The sequence below is a fragment of the Hydrogenophaga sp. BPS33 genome (assembly GCF_009859475.1).
Taxonomy (GTDB): domain Bacteria; phylum Pseudomonadota; class Gammaproteobacteria; order Burkholderiales; family Burkholderiaceae_C; genus Hydrogenophaga.
Map to the genome: position 1 here is coordinate 5,851,474 of NZ_CP044549.1, position 21,545 is coordinate 5,873,018.

21 protein-coding genes are annotated in these 21,545 nt (G+C 68.5%); 8 read left to right on the forward strand and 13 right to left on the reverse strand.

The window, feature by feature from the left end:
• Nucleotide 1: 1 nt before the first annotated feature.
• The 6 genes from lptB to F9K07_RS27150 form a co-directional block, all read right to left on the reverse strand.
• On the reverse strand, nt 2-742 hold the full coding sequence (lptB, locus tag F9K07_RS27125; protein ID WP_159597128.1) for an LPS export ABC transporter ATP-binding protein: 741 nt from the start codon (nt 740-742) through the stop codon (nt 2-4).
• Between the two features lie 56 nt (nt 743-798).
• Nucleotides 799-1,431, reverse strand: a complete 633-nt coding sequence (gene lptA / locus F9K07_RS27130; RefSeq protein WP_236581612.1) for a lipopolysaccharide transport periplasmic protein LptA — start codon at nt 1,429-1,431, stop codon at nt 799-801.
• Between the two features lie 154 nt (nt 1,432-1,585).
• Nucleotides 1,586-2,230, reverse strand: a complete 645-nt coding sequence (locus F9K07_RS27135; protein ID WP_159596349.1) for a thiol:disulfide interchange protein DsbA/DsbL — start codon at nt 2,228-2,230, stop codon at nt 1,586-1,588.
• A 72-nt stretch (nt 2,231-2,302) separates the two neighbouring features.
• A complete protein-coding gene (locus F9K07_RS27140) occupies nt 2,303-3,004 on the reverse strand; it encodes an SPOR domain-containing protein (protein WP_159596350.1) in 702 nt (233 codons plus the stop codon).
• Between the two features lie 14 nt (nt 3,005-3,018).
• Nucleotides 3,019-4,692, reverse strand: a complete 1,674-nt coding sequence (gene argS, locus F9K07_RS27145) for an arginine--tRNA ligase (RefSeq protein ID WP_159596351.1) — start codon at nt 4,690-4,692, stop codon at nt 3,019-3,021.
• Between the two features lie 12 nt (nt 4,693-4,704).
• Nucleotides 4,705-5,622: an HTH-type transcriptional regulator ArgP gene (locus F9K07_RS27150; protein ID WP_159596352.1), complete on the reverse strand. Its 918-nt coding sequence runs from the start codon at nt 5,620-5,622 to the stop codon at nt 4,705-4,707.
• Nucleotides 5,623-5,739: 117 nt separating this feature from the next.
• Between F9K07_RS27150 and F9K07_RS27155 the strand changes: the two genes are divergently transcribed.
• The 3 genes from F9K07_RS27155 to F9K07_RS27165 are packed head-to-tail and all read left to right on the forward strand — an operon-like array spanning nt 5,740 to nt 8,868.
• The gene (locus F9K07_RS27155; RefSeq protein WP_159596353.1) at nt 5,740-6,369 is read left to right on the forward strand and encodes a LysE/ArgO family amino acid transporter; all 630 of its coding nucleotides are present in this window, start codon (nt 5,740-5,742) and stop codon (nt 6,367-6,369) included.
• A gap of 16 nt (nt 6,370-6,385) precedes the next feature.
• Nucleotides 6,386-8,056: a flavin monoamine oxidase family protein gene (locus F9K07_RS27160; protein ID WP_159596354.1), complete on the forward strand. Its 1,671-nt coding sequence runs from the start codon at nt 6,386-6,388 to the stop codon at nt 8,054-8,056.
• Between the two features lie 5 nt (nt 8,057-8,061).
• Nucleotides 8,062-8,868 carry a carbon-nitrogen hydrolase family protein gene (locus tag F9K07_RS27165; RefSeq protein ID WP_159596355.1) on the forward strand — a complete coding sequence of 269 codons (807 nt, stop codon included), beginning with the start codon at nt 8,062-8,064 and terminating at the stop codon, nt 8,866-8,868.
• On the opposite strand, the gene F9K07_RS27170 is transcribed toward F9K07_RS27165, so the two are convergent.
• Complete coding sequence (locus tag F9K07_RS27170; RefSeq protein ID WP_159596356.1) at nt 8,847-9,374, reverse strand: GNAT family N-acetyltransferase; 528 nt, start codon at nt 9,372-9,374, stop codon at nt 8,847-8,849. The genes F9K07_RS27165 and F9K07_RS27170 overlap by 22 nt on opposite strands.
• 16 nt (nt 9,375-9,390) lie before the next feature.
• Nucleotides 9,391-10,029 (reverse strand): LysE family translocator, encoded by a 639-nt coding sequence (locus F9K07_RS27175; RefSeq protein WP_159596357.1) that lies wholly within the window; start codon nt 10,027-10,029, stop codon nt 9,391-9,393.
• A 169-nt stretch (nt 10,030-10,198) separates the two neighbouring features.
• Here F9K07_RS27175 and F9K07_RS27180 point away from each other — a divergent pair, with 169 nt between their 5' ends.
• Nucleotides 10,199-10,966 (forward strand): SDR family oxidoreductase, encoded by a 768-nt coding sequence (locus F9K07_RS27180; protein WP_159596358.1) that lies wholly within the window; start codon nt 10,199-10,201, stop codon nt 10,964-10,966.
• 6 nt (nt 10,967-10,972) lie between these two features.
• Here the strand turns inward: F9K07_RS27180 and F9K07_RS27185 are convergent, their stop codons facing one another.
• The 3 genes from F9K07_RS27185 to trxA all read right to left on the reverse strand — a co-directional run bounded on the left by F9K07_RS27185 (nt 10,973) and on the right by trxA (nt 14,854).
• Complete coding sequence (locus F9K07_RS27185; RefSeq protein ID WP_159596359.1) at nt 10,973-12,136, reverse strand: HPP family protein; 1,164 nt, start codon at nt 12,134-12,136, stop codon at nt 10,973-10,975.
• Nucleotides 12,137-12,150: 14 nt separating this feature from the next.
• Nucleotides 12,151-13,749: an MFS transporter gene (locus F9K07_RS27190; RefSeq protein ID WP_159596360.1), complete on the reverse strand. Its 1,599-nt coding sequence runs from the start codon at nt 13,747-13,749 to the stop codon at nt 12,151-12,153.
• Nucleotides 13,750-13,942: 193 nt separating this feature from the next.
• Nucleotides 13,943-14,854 (reverse strand): thioredoxin, encoded by a 912-nt coding sequence (gene trxA, locus F9K07_RS27195; protein ID WP_159596361.1) that lies wholly within the window; start codon nt 14,852-14,854, stop codon nt 13,943-13,945.
• Between the two features lie 113 nt (nt 14,855-14,967).
• Here trxA and purE point away from each other — a divergent pair, with 113 nt between their 5' ends.
• From purE to F9K07_RS27210, 3 genes are read left to right on the forward strand one after another with little or no spacing between them, the layout of a single operon-like run.
• Entirely contained in the window at nt 14,968-15,456 is a 489-nt protein-coding gene (purE, locus tag F9K07_RS27200; protein WP_159596362.1) for a 5-(carboxyamino)imidazole ribonucleotide mutase, read from the forward strand.
• On the forward strand, nt 15,453-16,694 hold the full coding sequence (locus F9K07_RS27205; RefSeq protein WP_159596363.1) for a 5-(carboxyamino)imidazole ribonucleotide synthase: 1,242 nt from the start codon (nt 15,453-15,455) through the stop codon (nt 16,692-16,694). Before purE ends, F9K07_RS27205 begins: the two co-directional genes overlap by 4 nt.
• Nucleotides 16,695-16,707: 13 nt before the next feature.
• The gene (locus tag F9K07_RS27210; RefSeq protein WP_442907454.1) at nt 16,708-17,715 is read left to right on the forward strand and encodes an L-threonylcarbamoyladenylate synthase; all 1,008 of its coding nucleotides are present in this window, start codon (nt 16,708-16,710) and stop codon (nt 17,713-17,715) included.
• Nucleotides 17,716-17,739: 24 nt separating this feature from the next.
• Here F9K07_RS27210 and F9K07_RS27215 read toward each other — a convergent pair whose 3' ends face one another.
• Nucleotides 17,740-18,843, reverse strand: a complete 1,104-nt coding sequence (locus tag F9K07_RS27215) for an SGNH/GDSL hydrolase family protein (RefSeq protein WP_159596365.1) — start codon at nt 18,841-18,843, stop codon at nt 17,740-17,742.
• 240 nt (nt 18,844-19,083) lie between these two features.
• Complete coding sequence (gene dacB / locus F9K07_RS27220) at nt 19,084-20,619, reverse strand: D-alanyl-D-alanine carboxypeptidase/D-alanyl-D-alanine endopeptidase (RefSeq protein ID WP_159596366.1); 1,536 nt, start codon at nt 20,617-20,619, stop codon at nt 19,084-19,086.
• 118 nt (nt 20,620-20,737) lie between these two features.
• Between dacB and tsaB the strand changes: the two genes are divergently transcribed.
• On the forward strand, nt 20,738-21,517 hold the full coding sequence (gene tsaB, locus F9K07_RS27225) for a tRNA (adenosine(37)-N6)-threonylcarbamoyltransferase complex dimerization subunit type 1 TsaB (protein WP_159596367.1): 780 nt from the start codon (nt 20,738-20,740) through the stop codon (nt 21,515-21,517).
• Nucleotides 21,518-21,545 lie beyond the last annotated feature (28 nt).

The window sequence follows — 21,545 nt, forward strand, 5'->3', positions numbered from 1 at the left end:
GTCACATCCGGAAGTGCTCGCCGAGGTACACGCGGCGCACGTCGGCGTTCTCCACGATCTCCTCGGGTGTGCCGCTGGTGAGCACGTGACCGTCGTTGATGATGTACGCGCGGTCGCAGATGCCCAGCGTCTCGCGCACATTGTGGTCGGTGATGAGCACGCCGATGCCGCGCGATTTGAGGAAGCCGATGATGCGCTGGATCTCGATCACGGCAATCGGGTCGATGCCGGCGAAGGGCTCGTCGAGCAGGATGAAGCGCGGGTCGGTGGCCAGCGCGCGCGCGATCTCGACGCGGCGGCGTTCGCCGCCCGACAACGCGGGCGCGGGCGAATCGCGCAAGTGGTCGACGTGCAGGTCCTGCAGCAGGGCATCGAGCCGGTTTTCGATCACCGCCGAACCCAGGGCCTTGCCGTGTTCGTCCACTTGCAGCTCCAGCACGGCGCGCACGTTCTCGGCGACGCTGAGCTTGCGAAAGATCGAGGCCTCCTGCGGCAGATAGCCCAGGCCCATGCGCGCCCGGCGGTGAATGGGCAGGCTTTCAATGGGCTGCTCGTCCAGCAGGATCTTGCCGGCGTCCGAGCGCAGCAGGCCCACGAGCATGTAGAACGAGGTGGTCTTGCCCGCCCCGTTGGGCCCGAGCAAACCCACCACCTCGCCTTTGAACACCGCGAGCGAGACGTCCTTGACCACCTTGCGGCTGCCATAGGACTTCTGCAGGCCCTGTGCCTCCAGGCGGCTGATGGCAGGACGGCTGGAACGGCCGACGGACGCGACCGCGTCACGAGGGAGCGGTGCCGTCACGGGCGCCCCTCTTCGATCCGCGGACTGGGTTTGAGCGAGGCCGGTGGCGCGGGCACCGGGCTGGGCGCGGCCTCGCCTTCCTTGGGCACAGGCGTGAGCATGGCGCGCACACGGCCCGTGGGATTGGCCGCCGTGCGGTTGGCGGGGCCACCGTCGACCGTAAAGACGTCGGTGGTGTTGTTGTAGACGATCACGTTGCCCGAGGTCTCGTCGTTGAGCTGCGTGCCCTTGAAACGCTTGAGCACCGCGTTGCCGGTGAATTTGACGGTATCGGCCTTGCTGTCGTAGTCGATGCGCTGGCCCGTGCCTTCGATGAACTCGTCCACGCCTTCGCGCTTTTGCCGGTAGAAGCCCGGATTGCCATGGACCACCCCGAACTGGTTGCCCTGCGCATCCTGCCGCACCTCGACCTGGTTGCCCCGGATGAGGATGGTGCCCTTGGTGATGACCACGTTGCCGGTGAACACACTGGTCTGGCGCGCGTCGTCGTAGCGCAAGGCATCGGCCTCGGCGTTGAGCGGCTGGTTGCGGTCGGCGGCTTCCGCCAGGGCCGATCCCGCGCTCCACACAGCGGCGTTGAGGACGGCGACCCAGGCGGCGGTGCGGAAGAAAGTGGTGTGGGCGGGCATGGAATATGAGGGCACGAAACTTGCATTCATTGTAGCGGCGCAAAGTGGCCGCGCCGGGCAAGCCCAAGCGTTTCCCCGATCACTTTGCGCGGTCTTGGGCGCCCCACGAACACAAGGCCCGCCAGGGACCTTTCCGTCACCCTGTCGGTGCGGCTCAACCCTTGGAGGGCAGTCCAGCGATGAGGGCGTTGGCCACCACCAGTGTGCGGGGCCCCTGGCCCTTGAGGGTGTAGCGCCCGCCCACGCCCAGGGACGGCGTGCCCTCGATTTCGTACGCGTCCTGCAGCGCGACCGCCTGCGCCGCCTTCTCGCCCGTGGGCCTGGCGTTGAAGGTCTCCACGAAGCGCTCACGGTCCACGCCTTGTTGGGCCACCCAGTCGACGATGGCCGACGGTGTCACCAGCGGCTGGCGCTCGGCGTGGAAGGCATGGAACACCTTGGCATGCAGCTTGTCGACCAGGCCCATGGCCTCCAGCGAGAAATACAGGCGCTGCATGGGCACGAACTGCGGACTGAAGGCCACCGGCATGCGCCGCACCACCACGTGCGAGGGTTTCTGCTCGATCCATTGTGCGAAAGCCGGCTCGAATTCGGCGCAGAAGATGCAGGAGTAAGCAAAGAACTCCAGCACTTCCACCTGTCCCATCGCGCTCTGCACCGGCACAGGCCGGGCCAGCTTGACGAAGTCCACGCCTTCCTGGGGGTTCACTCGCTGAGCATGGGCCGGCGTGAGCGTGAGCCCCGCGGCGGCGGTGCCGGCAGCGGCCAGCAAGGAACGTGAAAAATCGCGACGTTGCATGAATTCGAACTCCAGTGATGAGTCCGATTGGGGCCGGGCCCGCTGACGAAAGTTCCCAGGGCGCTCAGATTCTCAGCGCTGCACGCGCACGAGCGCGGCCTCCACGCCGTTGTTCTGCAGCTGCTCCTGCGTCATGTCGGCCATGGCTTTCTGATTGAACGGCCCCACGCGCACGCGGAACACGGTGCGCCCGCTCTGCTCGCGCTCGGTGATCTGCGCGTCGATGCCGATCATGGCCAGGCGTGCGCGCTGCGCTTGCGCGTCTTCCGGCGTGCGGAACGCGCCGGCCTGCACGAAGTAGGTGAACGGGTCGGCCCCGGCGGGCGCGGGCGGCGTGGTGGCCGCCGCCGTGGGCGCACTGGCCGCGGGTTTGGGCGGCTGCCCCATGCGGGACTGGACCAGATCGCCCAGCGGATCGGCGCTGCCCGCGGGCTTGGCCGGGGCCGTGGCAGCAGGCGTCGCGGCCTGTCCTTCTCCAGAAGGCGGCGCCACGATGGCGCCGGGCGCCTCGGGTGTCGGCAGGACCGGCGCGGGTGTGGGCGCAGTCGAAGCGCCGCCCAGCGAGCGGTTCGGGTTCCAGCCCTTGTTGCGCTCGGCCTCCAGCGCATCCTGATCGGCGTTGCGCGAGACGTTGCGGTCCACGAACGGGATCGGCACGCGCGTGACATAGACGGCGACCGCGAGCGCAACGCCCAGCCCCACCAGCAGGCCGATCACCAGGCCGATGAGTGTGCCGCCAGCGGTGCTGCGGGTCTTGGACGTTTTCTTTTTCATCGTTGGTTTCACCATCACATCTTCTGCGGAGCACCCACGCCCAACACAGCCAGGCCATTGTGCAATACCTGCGCCGTGGCCTTGACCAGCGCCAGGCGCGCCTTCTTGACCGCGTCATCATCCACCAGGATGCGTTCGGCGTCGTAGTAACTGTGGTAACTGGCCGCAAGCTCGCGCAGGTAGAAGGTGACGTCGTGCGGCGCGAAATCGCGGGCCGCGTCGCTCAGCATGGAGGGGTACTTGGCCAGCAGCAGCATCAGCGCCTGGGCCGGCGCGCTGTCGAGCGCGGACAGATCGGCATCGGCCAGCGTGGCCTGGTCACCACCCCACGCGGCCAGCACTGAACAGATGCGCGCATGCGCGTACTGCACGTAGTACACCGGGTTGTCGTTGTTCTTCTGCACCGCGAGGTCGACGTCGAAGGTGTATTCGGTATCGGGCTTGCGGCTGAGCAGGAAGAAGCGCACCGCGTCCTTGCTGGTCCATTCGATCAGATCGCGCAGCGTCACGTAGCTGCCGGCGCGCTTGCTGATCTTCACCTCTTCGCCGCCGCGCACCACGCGCACCATGGTGTGCAGCACGTAGTCGGGGTAGCCCTGGGGGATGCCCACGCCCGCGGCCTGCAGGCCGGCGCGCACGCGCGCGATCGTGCCGTGGTGGTCGGTGCCCTGGATGTTGATCACCTTGGTGAAGCCGCGCTCCCACTTGGCAATGTGGTACGCGACATCCGGCACGAAATAGGTGAACGAGCCGTCGGACTTGCGCATCACGCGGTCCTTGTCGTCGCCGTAGTCGGTGGACTTGAGCCAGAGCGCGCCATCCTGCTCGTAGGTCTTGCCGGCGTCGATGAGCTTTTGCACCGTGGCCGCCACGCGGCCGCTGGTGTACAGGCTGGACTCCAGGTAGTAATGGTCGAACTTCACCGCGAAGGCCTGCAGGTCCAGATCCTGCTCGTGGCGCAGGTAGGCCACGGCGAACTGGCGGATGCCGTCGAGGTCGTTCACATCACCGCTGGCGGTGAACTCGCGGTCGTCGGCCTTCACAGTCTGTTGGGCGAGGAAGTCGTTGGCGATGTCCTGGATGTAGTCGCCGTTGTACGCGGCCTCGGGCCAGCCCGCGTCGCCAGGCTTCACGCCCTGGGCGCGCAGTTGCGTGGAGTTGGCCAGGGTGCCGATCTGCACGCCCGCGTCGTTGTAATAGAACTCGCGGTGCACGTCCCAGCCCTGGGTGGCGTAGAGATTGCAGATCGCATCGCCCAGCGCGGCTTGTCGGCCATGGCCCACGTGCAGCGGCCCGGTGGGGTTGGCCGAGACGAATTCGACCATCAGACGCTGGCCGTTGGACGGCTGCACGCCGAACGCATCGCCGCCCTGCAGCACTTCGCGCACGATCTGCTGCTTGGCCTCGGGCTTGAGGCGGATGTTCAGAAAGCCGGGGCCGGCCAGGTCGATGTCGGACACCCAGCGCTGGTAGACCGGTTGCGCGAGCAACGCGGCGCGCAGGTTCTCGCCCAGCTGGCGCGGGTTGAGCTTGAGCGGCTTGGCCAGTTGCATGGCCGCGGTGCTGGCGAAGTCGCCATGGGCCGCCACCTTGGGCGACTCGAAGGCGGCCTTGGCGCCGGCACCAGGGGAAAGGGTCTCGAGCGCGGCGGCCAGGCCGTCGAGCAGTTCCTGTTTGATCTTGAGCATAGGGACGGGATTTTAGGTGGGGGCCAACTCGACAGGCCTCAGCCGCTCGCGCGCCGCCGCCTTCACCGCGGCGGTGAGCCGTTGGGCCGAGGGCGATTCGTGCGCCCAGTGCTGCCAGTACAGCGCCACGTCGACCGTCGCGCCGGGCAGGATCTCCTGCAATTCGGGTCGCTTCTGCAGGTGCTGCTCGGGCACCATGCCCCAGCCCAGGCCGAGCTCGATGGCGGTTTCGAATGCTTCCACGGCGGGCGCGAAATGGCGCGGGTAGTGCGGCTGGCGCAGGGCGAAGTGCTGCTCCAGAAAGGTGTCCTGCAGCGCGTCCTTGCGGTTGAAGATGATCGCCGGCTGCGACAGCAGCTTGTGCGGCGACACCGCGCCGCGCGGTGTGCGGCAGCGCTGCGCCACCGCCGCCGAGGCCACGCAGCGGTAGCGCATGACCCCCAGCGGCTCGGCCACGCAACCGCGCATGGCCGTGGACAAAGCCGTCACGCAGCCCATCACATCACCGCTTTTCAGCGCGCTGTGCGTGTGGTCCTGGTCGTCGATCATGATGTCGAGCAGCAGGTGGTGCCTTTGCACCAGCGCGGCCACGCCGGGCAGGAACCAGCCGGCCACCGAGTCGGCGTTGATCGCCACCGACAGGCTTTGCCAGCGCGCGCCGTCCTTCGCCGCACCACCGCCCTGCAGGCCGCCCAGCAGGTCGGCCTCCATCAGGCGCACCTGTTTCACATGCCCCAGCAGCGCCTGCCCAGCCGGCGTGGCGCGCACCTGCTTGCCGCGCACCAGCAGGCGCTGACCCAGCGTGTCTTCGAGCGACTTGATGCGCAGCGACACCGCCGCCAGCGTGAGCGACAGCGCCTTCGCGGCCGGGCCGAAGCCGCCGTGTTCGACCACGGCGGCCAGGGCTTCGAGTTGGCGGGCGTCCAGCATGGCTTGATTGATTATTTTTTAATCGAACTGAGTTTAAGTTAACTTGATTTAAATCACGCGGTTCTGCGCGCACACTGCCGGCCATTCACCCACCGCATTCGGTTCCCGGAGTTCCCCATGACCCTCACCTTCCCCACCTTCACCGCCGGCATGGTGCTGAGCATGTCGCTCATCATGGCCATCGGCCCGCAGAACGCGCACGTGCTGCGCGTGGGCCTGCAGCGCCAGCACCTGTGGCTCACGGTGCTCACCTGTGCGCTGGCCGACGTGGTGCTGATCGGCCTGGGGGTGCTCGGTCTGGCGCAACTCGGCGGCCTGTCGGACAAGCTGCTCGGCGCACTCGTGGGCGCAGGCGCGCTGTTTCTCGCCGTGTATGGGTGGAAGGCGTTTCAGCGCTTTCTGCGGCCGGGCGGTTTCGTGCTCGACGACGCGGGGCGTGTGTCGGCGCCACCGGTGTCGCGCCGCAAGGCGGTGCTGGCCGCACTCGCCTTCTCGTTCCTGAACCCCCATGCCTGGCTCGACACCGCCGTGCTCATCGGCACCGCGTCGCTCGCCTACGGCCAGGGCAGCACGGTCTTCGGCCTGGGCGCGGCCACGGGTTCGCTGGTGTGGTTCGTCTCGCTGGGCGCGGCGGCCTTCTGGCTGGGACGGCGCCTGAACTCCCTGCACGTGTGGCGCGCCCTGGATGGCCTGGTTGCGTTGATGATGTGGGGCACGGCTGTCTGGCTTGTCACCAGCCTGTTCTGAATCCGGAGGTTTCGCCATGCCCCTGCGCCGCGCCGACGCGCCCGTGACCCTGTTCGGTCCCGACTTCCCGTTCGCCTTCGACGACTGGATCGCCCACCCCAGCGGCCTGGGCGAACTGCCGACCGAGCGACTGGGGCAAGAGGTCGCCATCGTGGGCGCGGGCATGGCCGGCATGGTGGCGGCCTATGAATTGATGAAGCTGGGCTTGAAGCCGGTGCTGTACGAGGCCTCGCGCATGGGCGGTCGGCTGCGGTCACAAGCTTTCGAGGGTGGGCAAGGGGTGATCGCCGAACTCGGCGGCATGCGCTTTCCCGCGTCCAGCACCGCCTTCTTCCACTACGTGAGCCGGCTCGGCCTGCGGACCCAACCCTTCCCCAACCCGCTCACGCCCGCCGCCGGTTGCACGGTGATCGATCTCGAAGGCCGCACGCATTGGGCGCGCACGCTGGCTGATTTGCCGCCGCTGTATGCCGAGGTGGCCGAGGCCTGGGCACAGGCACTGGAGGAAGGCGCTGGCTTCAGCGGCCTGCAACAGGCGCTGCGCGAGCGCGATGCGGCCAGGCTCAAGGCGCTGTGGGACCGGATCGTGCCGCTGTGGGACGACCGCACCTTCTACGACTTCGTCGCCACCTCGAAGGCGTTCGCGCGGCTCTCCTTCCAGCACCGCGAGGTGTTCGGCCAGGTCGGCTTCGGCACGGGCGGCTGGGATTCGGACTTTCCCAACTCCATGCTGGAGATCCTGCGCGTGGTGCTGACCGGCTGCGACGAGAACCAGCACCTGATCGTGGGCGGTGTGCAGCAGGTGCCGCTGGGCCTGTGGCAACACGCGCCCGCCGCACACGAGATGCGCCACTGGCCCGCCGGCACCACGCTGGCCAGCCTGCACAGCGGCGCGCCGCGTTCGGGTGTGACGGCCATCGCCAGCGCGCCGAGCAACGAGTTCGCCGTCACCGACGTCTGGGGCAACTCACACAAGTACCCGGCCGTGCTGGTCACCTGCCAGAGCTGGCTGCTCACCACTCAGATCGCGGTGGAGGAATCGCTGTTCTCCCAGAAACACTGGATGGCGCTGGACCGCACGCGCTACATGCAATCGTCCAAGACCTTCGTGATGGTGGACCGCCCGTTCTGGAACGATCTCCGAGACAACGGCTGGCCGCAGATGGGCATGACGCTCACCGACCGGCTCACGCGCGGCACCTACCTGTTCGACAACGGCCCCGACAAACCCGGCGTGATCTGCCTGAGCTACGCCTGGATGAGCGACGCGCTCAAGATGCTGCCGCACAGCACGCAGCGGCGCGCGCAGCTCGCACTGGAAGCCCTGCGCAAGATCTACCCCGATGTGGACATCGCGCGCCACATCATCGGAGACCCGATCAGCATCTCGTGGGAAGCCGACCCGTACTTTCTCGGCGCGTTCAAAGGCGCCCTGCCCGGCCACTACCGCTACAACCACCGCATGTACAGCCATTTCATGCAAGACGGCTTTGCCGCCACCGAGCGCGGCATCTTCATCGCGGGCGATGACGTGTCGTTCACGCCCGCGTGGGTCGAGGGTGCGGTGCAGACGTCGCTCAACGCGGTGTGGGGCATCGTTCGGCACCTGGGCGGCCATTCGCACGCGGACAACCCCGGCCCGGGCGAGGTGTTTGCAGAACGTGGGCCGGTGGCATTGCCCGACTGACACGCATGACCGCCGACACCCTCACCCTCGCGCTCTGGCAGTGCGCCTACCCCGCCAACACCTTCGAGGCGCTGGCGCAACTCGACGCCACCGCCGCGCAGGCCCGCGCGCAAGGCGCCGACCTGCTGCTGTGCCCTGAGATGTCGCTCACCGGGTACCAGATCGGCGCGCAGCGCGTGGTGGCACTGGCCGAGCCCGCCGATGGCCCCTTGGCGCAGGCCGTGGCCGCGATCGCGCAACGCCATGGCATCGCCATCGTCTACGGCTACCCCGAACACCATGCCGACGCCCCGCCTTTCAACGCGGTGCAATGCATCGCCGCCGACGGCCAGCGGCTGGCGAACTACCGCAAGACACACCTCTTCGGCGACGTCGACCGCGCGCAGTTCAGCCCCGGCCCGCACGCGCCCGCGGTGTTCGAGTGCAAGGGCTGGCGCCTGGGCCTGCTGGTCTGCTACGACATCGAATTCCCCGAGCCCGCACGCGCGTTGGCACTGCAGGGCGCCGATGCGCTGCTCGTGCCCACGGCCAACATGATCGAGTTCGACGAGGTGCAGCGCGTGCTGCTGCCCGCGCGGGCGTTGGAGAACCGCGTGTTCGTCGCCTACGCCAATGCGTGCGGCATGGAAGGCGCCACGACCTACGGCGGTCTGAGCCTGGTGTGCGGCCCCCGGGGCGCGATGCTCCAGCACGCGGGGCGCGATGCGGCACTGGTGATCGCGCCGCTCTCCAGGGACGTGTTGAACGATGCCCGCGCGACCGCCCAATGGGATGGGCGGCGTGGCGACCTCTACGGCCGGCTGGTCCTTTGAGGGGGTGGCGTGCCCAAGGTGCGCTCCAGCGCCTGGGCCATGAGCGGCGAGCCTTCGCGCAGCGGCTGCGGCGCGCCCACCGGCACGAAGCCGTGAGCGGCATACAGGCGCGCCGCTGGCGAGTCGCCCACCGTCACGCCCAGACACACCCGCTCTACCCCCACGCTCGCCGCCCAATCGAGCGCTGCCCGCAACAGCACACCACCCGTGCCACGGCCACGCGAGGCGGGCGCGATCCACATCTGGAAGAGATGCGCCACGCTGCGTTGCTGCGCATCGCGCTTGCACCACACCAGGCCGCAGGGCGCCTGGCCGTCCAGCGCGAAGAGGGGCACGTCCGTGTCGTCGGCGGCCGCCTCCAAGCGCGAGCGCCAGAACGTGTCCGGCAGTGTGCGCTCGGACTCGAACGTGCTGCCGAACGCGTCGGGCGCATCCTGCAGCGCGCGCAGGCGCAGCGCGCGGTAGGCCGGCCAGTCGGAGGGTTCGATGCGGCGGACCGCCGTCATGCTGCGGAACCGATCGTCAGCGCGTGGGCCGCGAGCCCATGGCCGTGAGAATGCCCAGGCCGATGAACGACGTGCCCGCGAGCCGGTTGCCCCATCGCGCATGCCTGCCAGAGCGCCCCAGGCGCGGCGCGACGACGCTGGCCATCAGCACGTAGACGATGTCGGTGCAGCCGGCAATGGCCACGAACACCGCGCCCAGCGAAAGGCTCTGCCCCCATGCGCTGCCGTGCGCGTCCATGAACTGCGGCAAGAAGGCCGCGAAGAACAGGCTCGTCTTGGGGTTGAGCAAGGCCACCAGGAAGCCATCGCGAAAAACCTGGCGCAGCGGCTTCACGGGCACCTGCTGCGCGCCCTGTGCCTGTGGTGCAGGCGCGCGCCAAAGGCGAATGCCCAAGTACACCAGGTACGCGGCGCCCGCCCACTTCACCACGGTAAACGCGGCCGACGAGACGGCGAACAAGGCCGCCAGACCCAGCGCGGCCCCCACGGCATTGGCCAGGTTGCCCAGCGCCACGCCCAGCACGGAGGCCAGGCCGCATGCACGGCCTTGTGCGAGGGTACGGGCCACGATGTAGACCACGGCAGGGCCGGGTGTCAGGGCCAGCACCAGGCTGGCGCCCACGAAGGCAAGGAGCAAGGGGGTGTCGGGCAGCATGGGCGTTCTCCTGGTAGAAGGCGCCAGTATCGCTGCGCCATCGCAGAACGGGGAAATCCCATCACCTGCGCGACGCCACGCACGGATCGAACCACGTAATCTTCCATCTCCAAGCATCGCACCCCAGCGCGCCGCACGCACCTTCCATCTTCTTCAAAGGCACTTGCTCATGACCACTTCGCCTCGCGCTCCCCGCATCGCTCTCGTCACCGGTGCTGGCAGCGGCATCGGCCGCGCGGTCGCCCTCGCCTTGCTGCAGGACGGCTACCGTGTCGTGCTCGCCGGCCGCCGCGCCGAGCCGCTGAACGAGATGGTCGACGCGGCTAAGGCCGCCGGCCAGCAGGCGCTGGCAGTGCCCACCGACGTGCGCGACGAGAAAAGCGTCGAGGCGCTCTTCGCACGGACCGAACAGCACTTCGGCCGCCTCGACGTGCTGTTCAACAACGCCGGGGTCAATGCCCCCGCCGTGCCCATGGACGAGTTGCCGGTGGAGCTCTGGAAGGACGTGATCGACACCAACGTCACCGGCGTGTTCCTGTGCGCGCGCGCCGCCTTCGGCTTGATGCGCCGGCAGAACCCGCAGGGTGGCCGCATCATCAACAACGGCTCGATCTCGGCGCACGCCCCGCGCCCGTTCAGCAGCCCCTACACCGCCAGCAAGCACGCCGTGCTGGGCCTGACCAAGACCATGGCGCTCGACGGCCGCGAGTTCAACATCGTTGCCAGCCAGATCGACATCGGCAATGCCTTGACCGAACTCTCCTCGCGCATGACCCAAGGGGTGCGCCAGGCCAACGGCACGATGGCTACCGAGCCGATGATGGACGTGCAGCACGTGGCCGAGGCAGTGCGCTACATGGCCGGCCTGCCACTCTCCACCAATGTGCTGAACATGACGGTGATGGCCAGCCAGATGCCGTTCGTGGGGCGCGGCTGAGGGCGGTCAAGCCACCGGCTGGGCCGCGCGGTAGAGCGAACGCACCAGATCGGTCTGGGTGATGATCCCGCTCAAACGCCGCTCGGCGTCGATCACCGGGATGTGGTGGTGGCCGCCCTCCGAGAACAGCGGCACCAGCTCGGCCAGCTGTTTCTCTTCGCTGGCCACGCGCACCGTGCGCGTCATGATCTGGCCGACCACCTCGGGCTTGCCCGCCGCGTGCAAGCTACCGCCCCGGCGCATCAGCGCGCGCAAGCGGCTGCCAATGCCTTCGTGCTGGTCCAGGTCGGCGTGGCGCATGAAGTCGGCCACCGTCACGATGCCCACCACGTGCCGCGACTTGTCCACCACCGGCAGCGCCTTGATCTTCTCCTGCCGCATCTCTCGCCAGGCCTCGCGCAGCGGCGTACCGGGGCGTGCGGTGATCGGCTCGCGCGTCATGATGTCCTTGCAACGCAGGCTGCCGAAGTTGCGCTGGTAGGCCGCCGATTCGGCGTGGTGCAGAAGCTCCTGCAAGTCGTCGCGGCTGACGTCGAGCACTTGGTTGTAGTGCGCCAGCGCGGCGTCCAGGTCGGCTTCGGTGAAGCGCGCGGGCGGTGCTGCGGTCTGCGCACCGGGCGCCACCCACCCCTGCGCGTGCGGGTAGCGCCGCCCGGTCAGGCTGTTGTAGAGCACGCCCGCGAGCACCAGCAGCACCGAGTTGACCAGCATCGGAAACAGCGCGAAGTGGAAACTCGCCGCGCCCAGCGCCGCGAACAAGGCGGTGGCACCACCGGGCGGGTGCAGACAACGCAGCGAGAACATGAGCGCGATGGCCACCGCCACGGCCACCGAGCCCGCCCAGGCCGGGTCGCCGATCCACATCGCGCAGACCGTGCCCACCAGAGCGGACAGCGTGTTGCCTCCGATGACCGACCAAGGCTGCGCCAGCGGGCTCGCGGGCACCGCGAACACCAGCACGGCGCTGGCACCCAGCGGCGCGACCAGCCAGGGGCCGGCGGCCATCGGCCCGGCCCACCAGCGGCTGAGCAAGGCGGTGATCAACACGCCACAGCCCGCCCCCACGAAAGCGCGCCACCGCTCACGGGCATCGACTGCGACCGGCGCGGGCCAGAAACGGGTCAGGAATTGCGCTGCCTTGGAAGGGTACGCCAGCGGTTCGTTGCTCATGGTGGACAAGAAGCTCAGTGGGAGCGGACCGTCGTTTCCATCAGGCAACGCGTCACGCGCGGTGGCGACTCGCCCAGGTGGTAGGCCTGCTTGCGGTCGCGCAGCGCGGCGTCCGCGGCGGTGAGGCGGTCGAAACGGCGCAGGTGCTCGGTCCAGTTTTCGTCGACGTACGTCTCCACGAAACGGCCCGGCGCGCTGATGTCGTGCAGCAATTCCCAGGACAGTGCCCCGTGGCGCATGCGGCTGCGCCGACCTTCGCTGAGCATGAGCTGGCGGAATTCGTCGGCACGCGCCGGGTCGACGATGTATTCGATCATCACCGTGACGTGGCCGCTGGTCGGTGGCGTTTCGATGGAGGGCACGCGGAACAGGCGGTTGGGCGTGATGTCGTCGTGCACGCCCACATCGGGCATGAAGCGGCAGGCCAGCTGCATCGCCACCATGCCGCTCACCGAAGCAATGGCCAGGGTGATGGGCACATTGGTCCAGGTGGCGATCTGCCCCCACAGTGCGGCGCCCAGCGCGCTGGCGCCCATGATGGCCATCTGGTAGATCGACATGCCGCGCGCGCGCACCCAGTCGGGCAGGCCCAGCTGGATCGACACGCTCAAGGTATTGGCGGTGGTGATCCAGGCGGCCCCCCCGAAGAACAGCGCGGGCACCGCAATCCAGATGCTGTTGGTGTACGCCAGCGCGGCCATGGAAATCGCTTGCAGCGCCGCGCCGCGCAGCACCAGCGCATCGCGCTTGTAGCGGTGGCGCAAGCGGGGCAGGAAGAACGTGGCCAGGATGGCGCCCGCGCCCATGGAAGCCAGCAACAGGGTGAAGGTCCCCGCGCCGCCACCCTGCATGTTGCGCGCCACCAGCGCCAGCAGCGCGATCATCGCCGTGGAGTGGAAGAAGAAGATCGAGATGCGCAGCAGCACACCCTTGAGCAGGTAGGACTGGGTGACGTACTGCCAGCCCACGCGCATCGCCGTGCCCAGAGGCTCGCGGCCCAGCGGGTTCACCTTGCGCTCACGCTTCCAGCGCGTGACGATGACAGCGGCCGCGAGCGAGATCGCCGCGTTGAGCACGAACACATAGGCGCTGCCCGCACTGGCGATGATCGCCCCGGCCACCAGCGGGCCGATGATGCGCGAGGCGTTCATGGACACGCCGTTGAGCGCCAGCGCCTGCGGCAACTGGTGGCGCGGCACCAGCTCGGGCACGATGGCGGAGAACACCGGCCAGCGCAAGGCCAGGCCGACCCCGTTGGCAAAGATCAGGGCCAGCAGCACCGGCGGCGTGACCGCGCCCAGGAAGATCACCGCGCTCAGCACCAGCGCCACCACGGCCACCCAGAGCTGGGTGATGAGGAAATAGCGCTTGCGGTCCAGGCTGTCGGCGAGTGCGCCGCTGGGCAAGCCGAGCAGAAACACCGGCAGGGTGGAGGCGGTCTGCACCAGCGCGACCCAGATCGGCTTGGTGGTGAGCGAGGTCATCATCCAGGCCGCCGCCACGTCGTTCATCCACATGCAGATGTTGGCCATGAGCCAGGTGGTCCACAACATGCGGAACACGGGTATGCGCAAGGGAGCGATGGGAGAGAGACTGTCGTCGGCGCCGGACATGGCAGCACTGTAACGCCTGCCGCCCGACCCACGCCCGCGCTCAGGCTAGGGCCCGGCCGGTGGATTGAGGGGGAGTTGATCCAGAGGCATCAAGGGTACGCCTGCGCCGGCCCGAGATGCCGCCCCCCTCCAAGCGCCGAAGGCGCGCCAGTGAGGGGGGGAAGCCGCGTCAGCGGCGCAGGGGGAGTTCGAATCAGCTCAAGACGACACTGGACAAGCGGCGCCGGTAGGTCGCCACCGTGGGATCTTCCGGCGGCACCTGGCCTTCGGCCACTTTGGGCTTGGGCGGCTCGATCACGTCGAGGATCGCAATGAAGGTCTTGCGCGCCAGGTCTTCTTTCCAGCTTTTGTCGCGCATCAGGATCTCCAGCAGCTCGTCCATCGCTGCGGTCCATTGGCCAAAGGCCATGAGCAATTGCGCGAGCGCAAAGCGCGCGTCAAAGTCGCGCTTGTTGGTGGCAATGGCGGCTTGCAGTTCGGCGGCGCGTGCATCCGGGTCGGCCACCTCGGCCTGCGCATCGCGTGCCGCCATCCAGCGCTGCAGCGAATCGAGCCGCCGCACACCCGCGACCTTGGCGATCACGGGGGCGAAGGCCACCTTGGCATCGTCGTCCTGTCCCATTTCCAGCAACAGCTTGACCAGGTCGAAGCGCGCGTCGTCATTGTCCGGCTCGGCCTGCACGGCCTGCTGCATCTTCTGCAGCGCACCTTCGAGATCGCCCTGCGCCAGCGCGTCCTGCGCATTGGGCTCGGCAGCCTCATCGCCCTCGGGCGCCTCGCCCTCGGGCAGGTGCTTGTCCAGGAAGGCCTTGATCTGACCTTCGGGCAACGCCCCCATGAAGCCATCGACCGGCTGGCCATTCATGAGCAGCACGCAGGTGGGAATGCTGCGCACGCCGAAGGCGGCGGCCAATTGCTGCTCCTGGTCGGAGTCGATCTTCACCAACTTGAAGCGGCCCGCATAGTCGGCCTCCAGTTTCTCGAGCAGGGGACCGATGACCTTGCAAGGCCCGCACCACGGCGCCCAGAAATCCACCAGCACGGGGACGGTCATTGAGGCTTCGATGACCTCGGCTTCAAAGTTGGCGACGGTGACGTTGATCATGGGGCCCTGGGCAGCAAACGTAAAATCGACACTTTACCGGAGACGCCATGCTCTGCCATGCGCGCAACCGGTCCGGCCCCATTCCTGGGGCGCATCCGCCAAGAGGCACCTTCATGAACTCCATCCCAGTGGGTGTGCTCATGGGCTCCAGCAGCGACTGGGACACCATGCAGCACGCCGTGCAGATCCTGCAGGATTTCGGCGTTGCGCACGAAGCACGCGTGGTCTCCGCGCACCGCATGCCCGACGACATGTTCGCCTACGCCGAAACCGCAGCCGACCGCGGCCTCAAGGCCATCATCGCGGGTGCGGGCGGCGCCGCGCACCTGCCCGGCATGCTCGCGGCCAAGACCGTGGTACCGGTGCTCGGGGTGCCGGTGGCCAGCAAGCACCTCAGTGGCGTGGATTCGCTGCACAGCATCGTGCAGATGCCCAAGGGCATTCCGGTGGCCACCTTTGCCATCGGCGCGGCCGGCGCGGCCAATGCCGCCTTGTTCGCTGTCGCCCTGCTGGCCAGCCACGACCCGGCTCTGCGCCAGAAGCTCGAAGACTTTCGCGCACAACAGACGGCTGCGGCCCGCGCCATGACGCTCCCCGCATGACGCAGTCCAAACCCCTTCTCCCCGGCGGCCCCTCCGTCAATGGCCAGCAAGTCACCCTGGGCGTGATGGGCGGCGGCCAACTGGGCCGCATGTTCGTGCAGGCGGCGCAGGCCATGGGCTATTTCACCGTCGTGCTCGATCCCGACCCGGCCAGCCCCGCCGGCCTGATCAGCCACCACCACATCAAGACCGCCTACGACGACGAGCAAGGTCTGGCCCAGCTCGTTCAGCGCTGCGACGCGATCACAACCGAGTTCGAGAACGTGCCGGCCGCCGCGTTGGCCACGCTCGCGAAGCAGCGTGTGGTCGCGCCATCGGCCGATTGCGTGGCGGTCGCGCAGGACCGCGCCAAGGAAAAATCCCACTTCGAACAGTGCGCCTCCCTCAGCGGCGTGGCACCCGCGCCACACGCGATCATCACCACCGACGCGGCGCTCGCAGCCGTGCCAGCCGGTCTGCTGCCCGGCATCCTCAAGACCACGCGCATGGGCTACGACGGCAAAGGCCAGGTGCGCGTGTCCACGCGCGAGGAACTTGCCGCGGCCTGGGATGCGCTGGACAAAGTGCCCTGCGTGCTGGAAAAAATGCTCAAGCTGCGCGCCGAATGCTCGGTCATCGTGGCGCGAGGCGCCGACGGCCAGGTGGTTTGTTTCCCGGTGCAGAAGAACACGCACCACGACGGCATCCTCGCGCTGACCGAGGTCTTCGAGGGCGCCATGGACGCCACGCTGGCGCAACGCGCGCAGGCCAGCACCGTGGCCATTGCGAACCATCTGCGCTACGTGGGTGTCTTGTGCGTCGAGTACTTCGTGGTGGAGAACCCCGATGGCGCGCTCGACCTCGTGGTGAACGAAATGGCGCCGCGCCCGCACAACAGCGGTCACTACACGCAGAACGCGTGCGACCTCTCGCAGTTCGAAGCGCAGGTGCGCGCCCTTGCCGGCTTGCCGCTGCCCACGCCGCGTCAGCACAGCCCGGCCACCATGGTCAATCTGCTGGGCGACCTCTGGTTCGAACCCAATGCCACGCGCGCGCAGGCCAGCAGGCAACCGGTGTCGCCGCCCTGGGGGGCCGTGCTCGCCTTGCCCGGCACCCACCTGCACCTCTACGGCAAGCTCAGCGCACGGCCCGCTCGCAAGATGGGCCACCTCAACATCACCGGCGACAGCGTCGCGCAGGTGCGCGGGACCACAGCACAGGTATTGGCGCTGCTGGGCCTGCCCGCGCTCGAAGCCTGAGCACCCCATGCCGCTGCTGCTGAAAGCCGCCGACCCGTCGGCCATCGCCATCGCCGCGCAACGGCTGGCCGGTGGTTCGCTGGTCGGCATGCCGACCGAAACCGTGTATGGCCTCGCGGCCGATGCCGACAACGCCACGGCGGTGCACCGCATCTTCGAGGCCAAGGGCCGCCCGTCCGACCATCCGCTGATCGTGCACTTGGCACCGGGCGCTGGCGCGCACGGCTGGCGCGCGGGCGTGGACCACTATGCGCGCGAAGTGCCCGCCTTCGCGGCCGCGCTCATGCAGGCGTTCTGGCCCGGCCCGCTCACCGTGATCCTGCCGCGCCGCGCCGACGTGGCAGCGGTCGCGGCCGGCGGGCAAGACTCGGTCGGCCTGCGCTGCCCTTCGCACCCCGTGGCCCAGGCACTGCTGAGCGCCGCCGCTGCGCTGGGGGTGAGCGGTGTGGCGGCACCCAGCGCCAACCGCTTCGGTCGCGTGAGCCCCACCGCCGCCGCACACGTGGCCGAAGAATTCGCCGCCCTGGGCGAGGACGACCTGCTCATCCTTGACGGCGGCGCCAGCCGGGTGGGCATCGAGTCCACCATCGTCGACTGCACGCGCGCGCATCCGGTGCTGCTGCGCCCCGGCATGGTCACGGTCGCCCAGCTCGAAGCTGCCTGCGGCCAGCCGGTGCGCGAGCGCGACGAAGCCGCGCCGCGCGCCTCGGGCACGCTCGAATCGCATTACGCGCCGCGCGCCAGGGTGCGGCTGATGGACGCCCAACAATTGCGCGCGGCGTTCCAGGTGCTGGGCAGCGATGCGAAGCACATCGCGGTGTACGCCCGCAGCGCGATCGAACCTGCTCGCGGCGTGCCGCGCCGGCGCATGCCCGATGACGCCACCGCCGCCGCGCAGGAGCTGTTTGCCGTGCTGCGCGAGCTCGACGCTACCGGCGTGCGCCTGATCTGGGTGGAAACACCCCCCGACGACCCAGCCTGGGATGGCGTGCGCGATCGGCTGCAGCGCGCGGCCGCGTGAGCGGCCCACCTCCCCCGCTCCCGCCTACTTCCAGCCCTTGGCCTCCAAGGCCCGCAGCACCGCATCACCCATGAGTTCGTTGGTGCGCGGCGTGCCGTGGAAGTTGTCCGAGAACACGTAGGTTTTCCACCAATCAGGGCCACTTTCGCCGACCGGTGGTGCAGCGCTCAGCGAGGTATCGGTGCATGTGGCGATGCTGCCCGGACAGGCCGGCTTGGTGGTATTGGTCAGCCCATAGGCACCTGGCGAGCTCAGCCATTTGCCAAGTTCGGCGTGGAAGTCCACCACGACCACGCGGCTATGGACAGCCAGCCGGGCCTTGAGGCGGGTGTTGAACAGGCTGACCCAGCGGGCCGCAGCCAACTCGACGTCTGCAGCCCCGGCGGCATCAAGGATCTGCGCCACGGCCATGGCCTGCTTGAACTTTGGCGTGCGGGTGATGTCCGGCACGGTCAGCACAACGATGCGCTGAGCACCGCGGTTCAGCGCCTCGGTCACAAGCGCATCGACCAGCAGGTTGGCCAGTCGAGTGGCGTACAAGTCCCCCACTTGGTCGCGCGGCAGGCCGATCTTGTCATCTGGCGGCACCAACTCGTCCGCCAGACTATCGAAGTTGGCGTAGTTGCCAAGGATCCGACCGGTGGCGTAGTCTGCGGCAAGATCTGCAAAGTCGTTGCCACCACCATCCACGAGCAGCAGCTCCTGCTCGCCAAATGGGCTTTGTGCCCGCAAGTCCTTGAGCTGCTGCACCACCGAAATGGGCGTTGTGTCCTTGATCGATCCCCGTGGATTAATCGCGGCGCTCCCCACACCGTAACTGGTGCATGCCGCCGCTCCCGGCTTCAGTGCCGGCGTGTCGCCCGGTGCAGCGCCATAACGCGAACACAGGGCGGGAGCCGCAAGCGCGGACGCGACCCGATCGGTCCAGATCGGGTATGCGGGCGTTCCCTGAACGGTGAACTTGATGCCGAACGTGCCACTGTCGCTGAGGCTGTCGCCGACCACCTTCACGGCTGTGGTGACCGGCCCCGAAGGCGGGTTGGAGGAGGTGCTGGAGGATCCGCCTCCGCCGCAAGCGCTCAGGATCACCACCGCCGCGGTCGCCGCCAGACCAATACGCATATGCATGGGAATTCTTCCTCGTTGTTGGACGAAACGAAGCGACGAATTTGCCCGAGAAAGACGCGCGCGCGGGCGGCTTAGGCCATCTGACCAGCCCTACTTCCAGTTGGCCTCCAGGGCATTCACGGCGAATCCGCCCATTCGCTCGTGGGCGTGCGGCGTGAAGTGAAGGTCATCGGCAAACCGGTAGGTGCGCCATCCATCGGGACTGCTTGCACCGGCCAGGAAGGCGGGACTGCGGGAACCTCAGTCGGGCAGCGCCGCTGTCCATGCCAACAGCGCATCCAGCGCGGGCCGCGCGGCGGGCGCACTGGGGTGGTTGACGAAGGCCACCACCACGTACTGCGACCCATTGAGCGCGTTGACGTAGCCGGCAATGCCGGTCACATCGCGCAGCGTGCCGGTCTTGACGTAGGCGTTTCCGCGCGCCGCGCTGTTGCCACCCCGCCCCAGCCGCTGCGCCGTGCCATTGACGCCGACGACCGACAGCGAATCGACAAAGGCCATGCCTTGCGGATGGCGCGCGGCGTGCCGCAACAAGGCCGCCAAGGCTTCGGGGGTGACGCGCTCGTCGCGCGAGAGACCCGATCCGTTTTCCAGCACTGGGCCGGGCACGCGCCGGCCGAAGGTGCGCTGCCACCAATCGGTGACCACCTCTCGCGAGTACTCGAAACGCGCGGGGCGTGAGGGCACCAGGCGGTCCGCCGCGGACCCGGCGGCCACCACCACGGATCGGGCCATGGTCGTCTGCGGCACCGCCAATTGCCCCAGGGTGAGAAACACCTGCTGCGCCATCACGTTGTTGCTCCAACGGTTCACGTCGACGATCACGTCGGAAAGCGGCAGGGAGCGCGTTTCGTGCAGCAGCACGACCTCGGCCGGCATGGTGCCGTCGCGCACGGAGCCGGTAATGGCGCCGCCGCTGGCGCGCCACAAACCCTCCATGGCGCGCGCGGCGTAGCTGGCCGGCTGCTGGTAGGCCACGGGCCACTTGAGCTCACCGCAGTTCTGCGGATAGCGCCCCTCGAAGCGGATGGCATCGGGGTCGTCGAACCGCGCCCGCACGGTGCTGCGCCAGTCGCCGCAGGCCCCTCGCGAGAGCGGTACGGTGGCGTCGATCGCCAGCCCGGCCAGCGGTGGCTCGCTGATCACGGTGGCCACGCCGCTGGCCACGTCGGGCACGAAGGTGAGGATGACCGACTTGAAGTTGACCAGCAGGGCATCGGGCGTGGCGTTGTAGGGGCGCAGGGCCTCGCCATCGAAGGCACCGGGGTCGGTGAACGGCAGTTCGAAGGCGCTGTGGTCCAGCACCATGTCGCCCAGGATCACACGCACGCCTTTGGCCTGCAGCGCAAGATAGGCCTCCTGGATGCGCTCGAGCACCAGCTTGGGATCGCCTCCACCGCGCACGTACAGATTGCCGCGCAGGATGCCGTTGTCGACCACGCCATCGGTGTAGAAGCGCGTGTTCCAGGTGAAGTCGGGGCCGAGCATGTCCAGCGCGGCATAGGTGGTCACCAATTTCATGACCGACGCCGGGTTCACGGGTGCGCTGGCCAGGTGGCGCAAACGCTCGTGCGCATCGGGGGCCACCGACACCACCAGCGCCGAAAGCGCGCTGGCGGGCACCTGGGCCTGCTTCAATGCCTCGGCCACGGCCGGCGGCAGACCGGCACCCCGTCCCGGCATCTGCGCGCAGGCGGGCAAGGCGCAGGCGAGCAGCCACAGCGCGAACAGGCGCGCGAGGAAGGGGAATCGCAATGGCAGGAAACGTGTCGACATAGGCGTTTCATTATGAAACGCGCGGCTGCCCGCCGGGCCATGGCGAGGCCAATGGTGCGTCGACAGGACGGGCGGCTACCGCCAGAGCCGATGTCCACGGTCGCCGATAATCCACCCCATGCCTTCCGCTTCGCGCTTCCTCGCCATCGAAACCAGCACCGACACCCTGTCGGTGGCACTGGGCAGCGGCGCGGCCGATGCGCCGGCATGGCACCACGCAGGGCCCGGGGGCGCCATGGCGTCCACCACCCTGCTGCCGTTGGTGAGGCAACTGCTCGACGCCTCTGGCTGGGCGCTGAACAGCTTGGACGCGGTGGTGTTTGGCCGCGGCCCGGGGTCGTTCACCGGCCTTCGCACCGCCTGTGCCGTGGCGCAGGGCCTGGCCTACGGCGCGCAAGACGCCACACGCCCGGGTGGCCTGCCGGTGCTGCCGGTCGACACCTTGCTGGCGCTGGCCGAGGAAGCCCGCCACGCGCACGAACAGGCCGGGGAGCCCGCGCCGGACACGGTGGTCGCGCTGCTGGACGCCCGCATGAGCGAGCTGTACGTGGCGCCCTATGCCCTCGGCCCCGCCGGCTTATCGCCCCTGGCGCCACCGCGCCTGTGCGCACCCAAGGACCTCGCCGCGCATCTCGAAGAGACGGTGACCGGCCGCAGCCTGCTGGCCGGCAACGTGTTCGAAACCTACGCCGCCGACATGGCGCCCGTCGTGGGCCAGCGCCGACCGGCCCTGCCCACCGCCACCGCCTTGCTGCGCCTGGCGCCGCCCCTGTTCGCGCAAGGCGCTGCGGTGGCCGCGCGCGACGCCCTTCCGCTGTATGTGCGCGACAAGGTGGCTCAGACGACCGATGAACGCGAGCGCCTCCGCATGGCGGCCCAGGCGGCGGCGCACGGATGATCGCCACCATGGACCCTGCCGCGAAAAA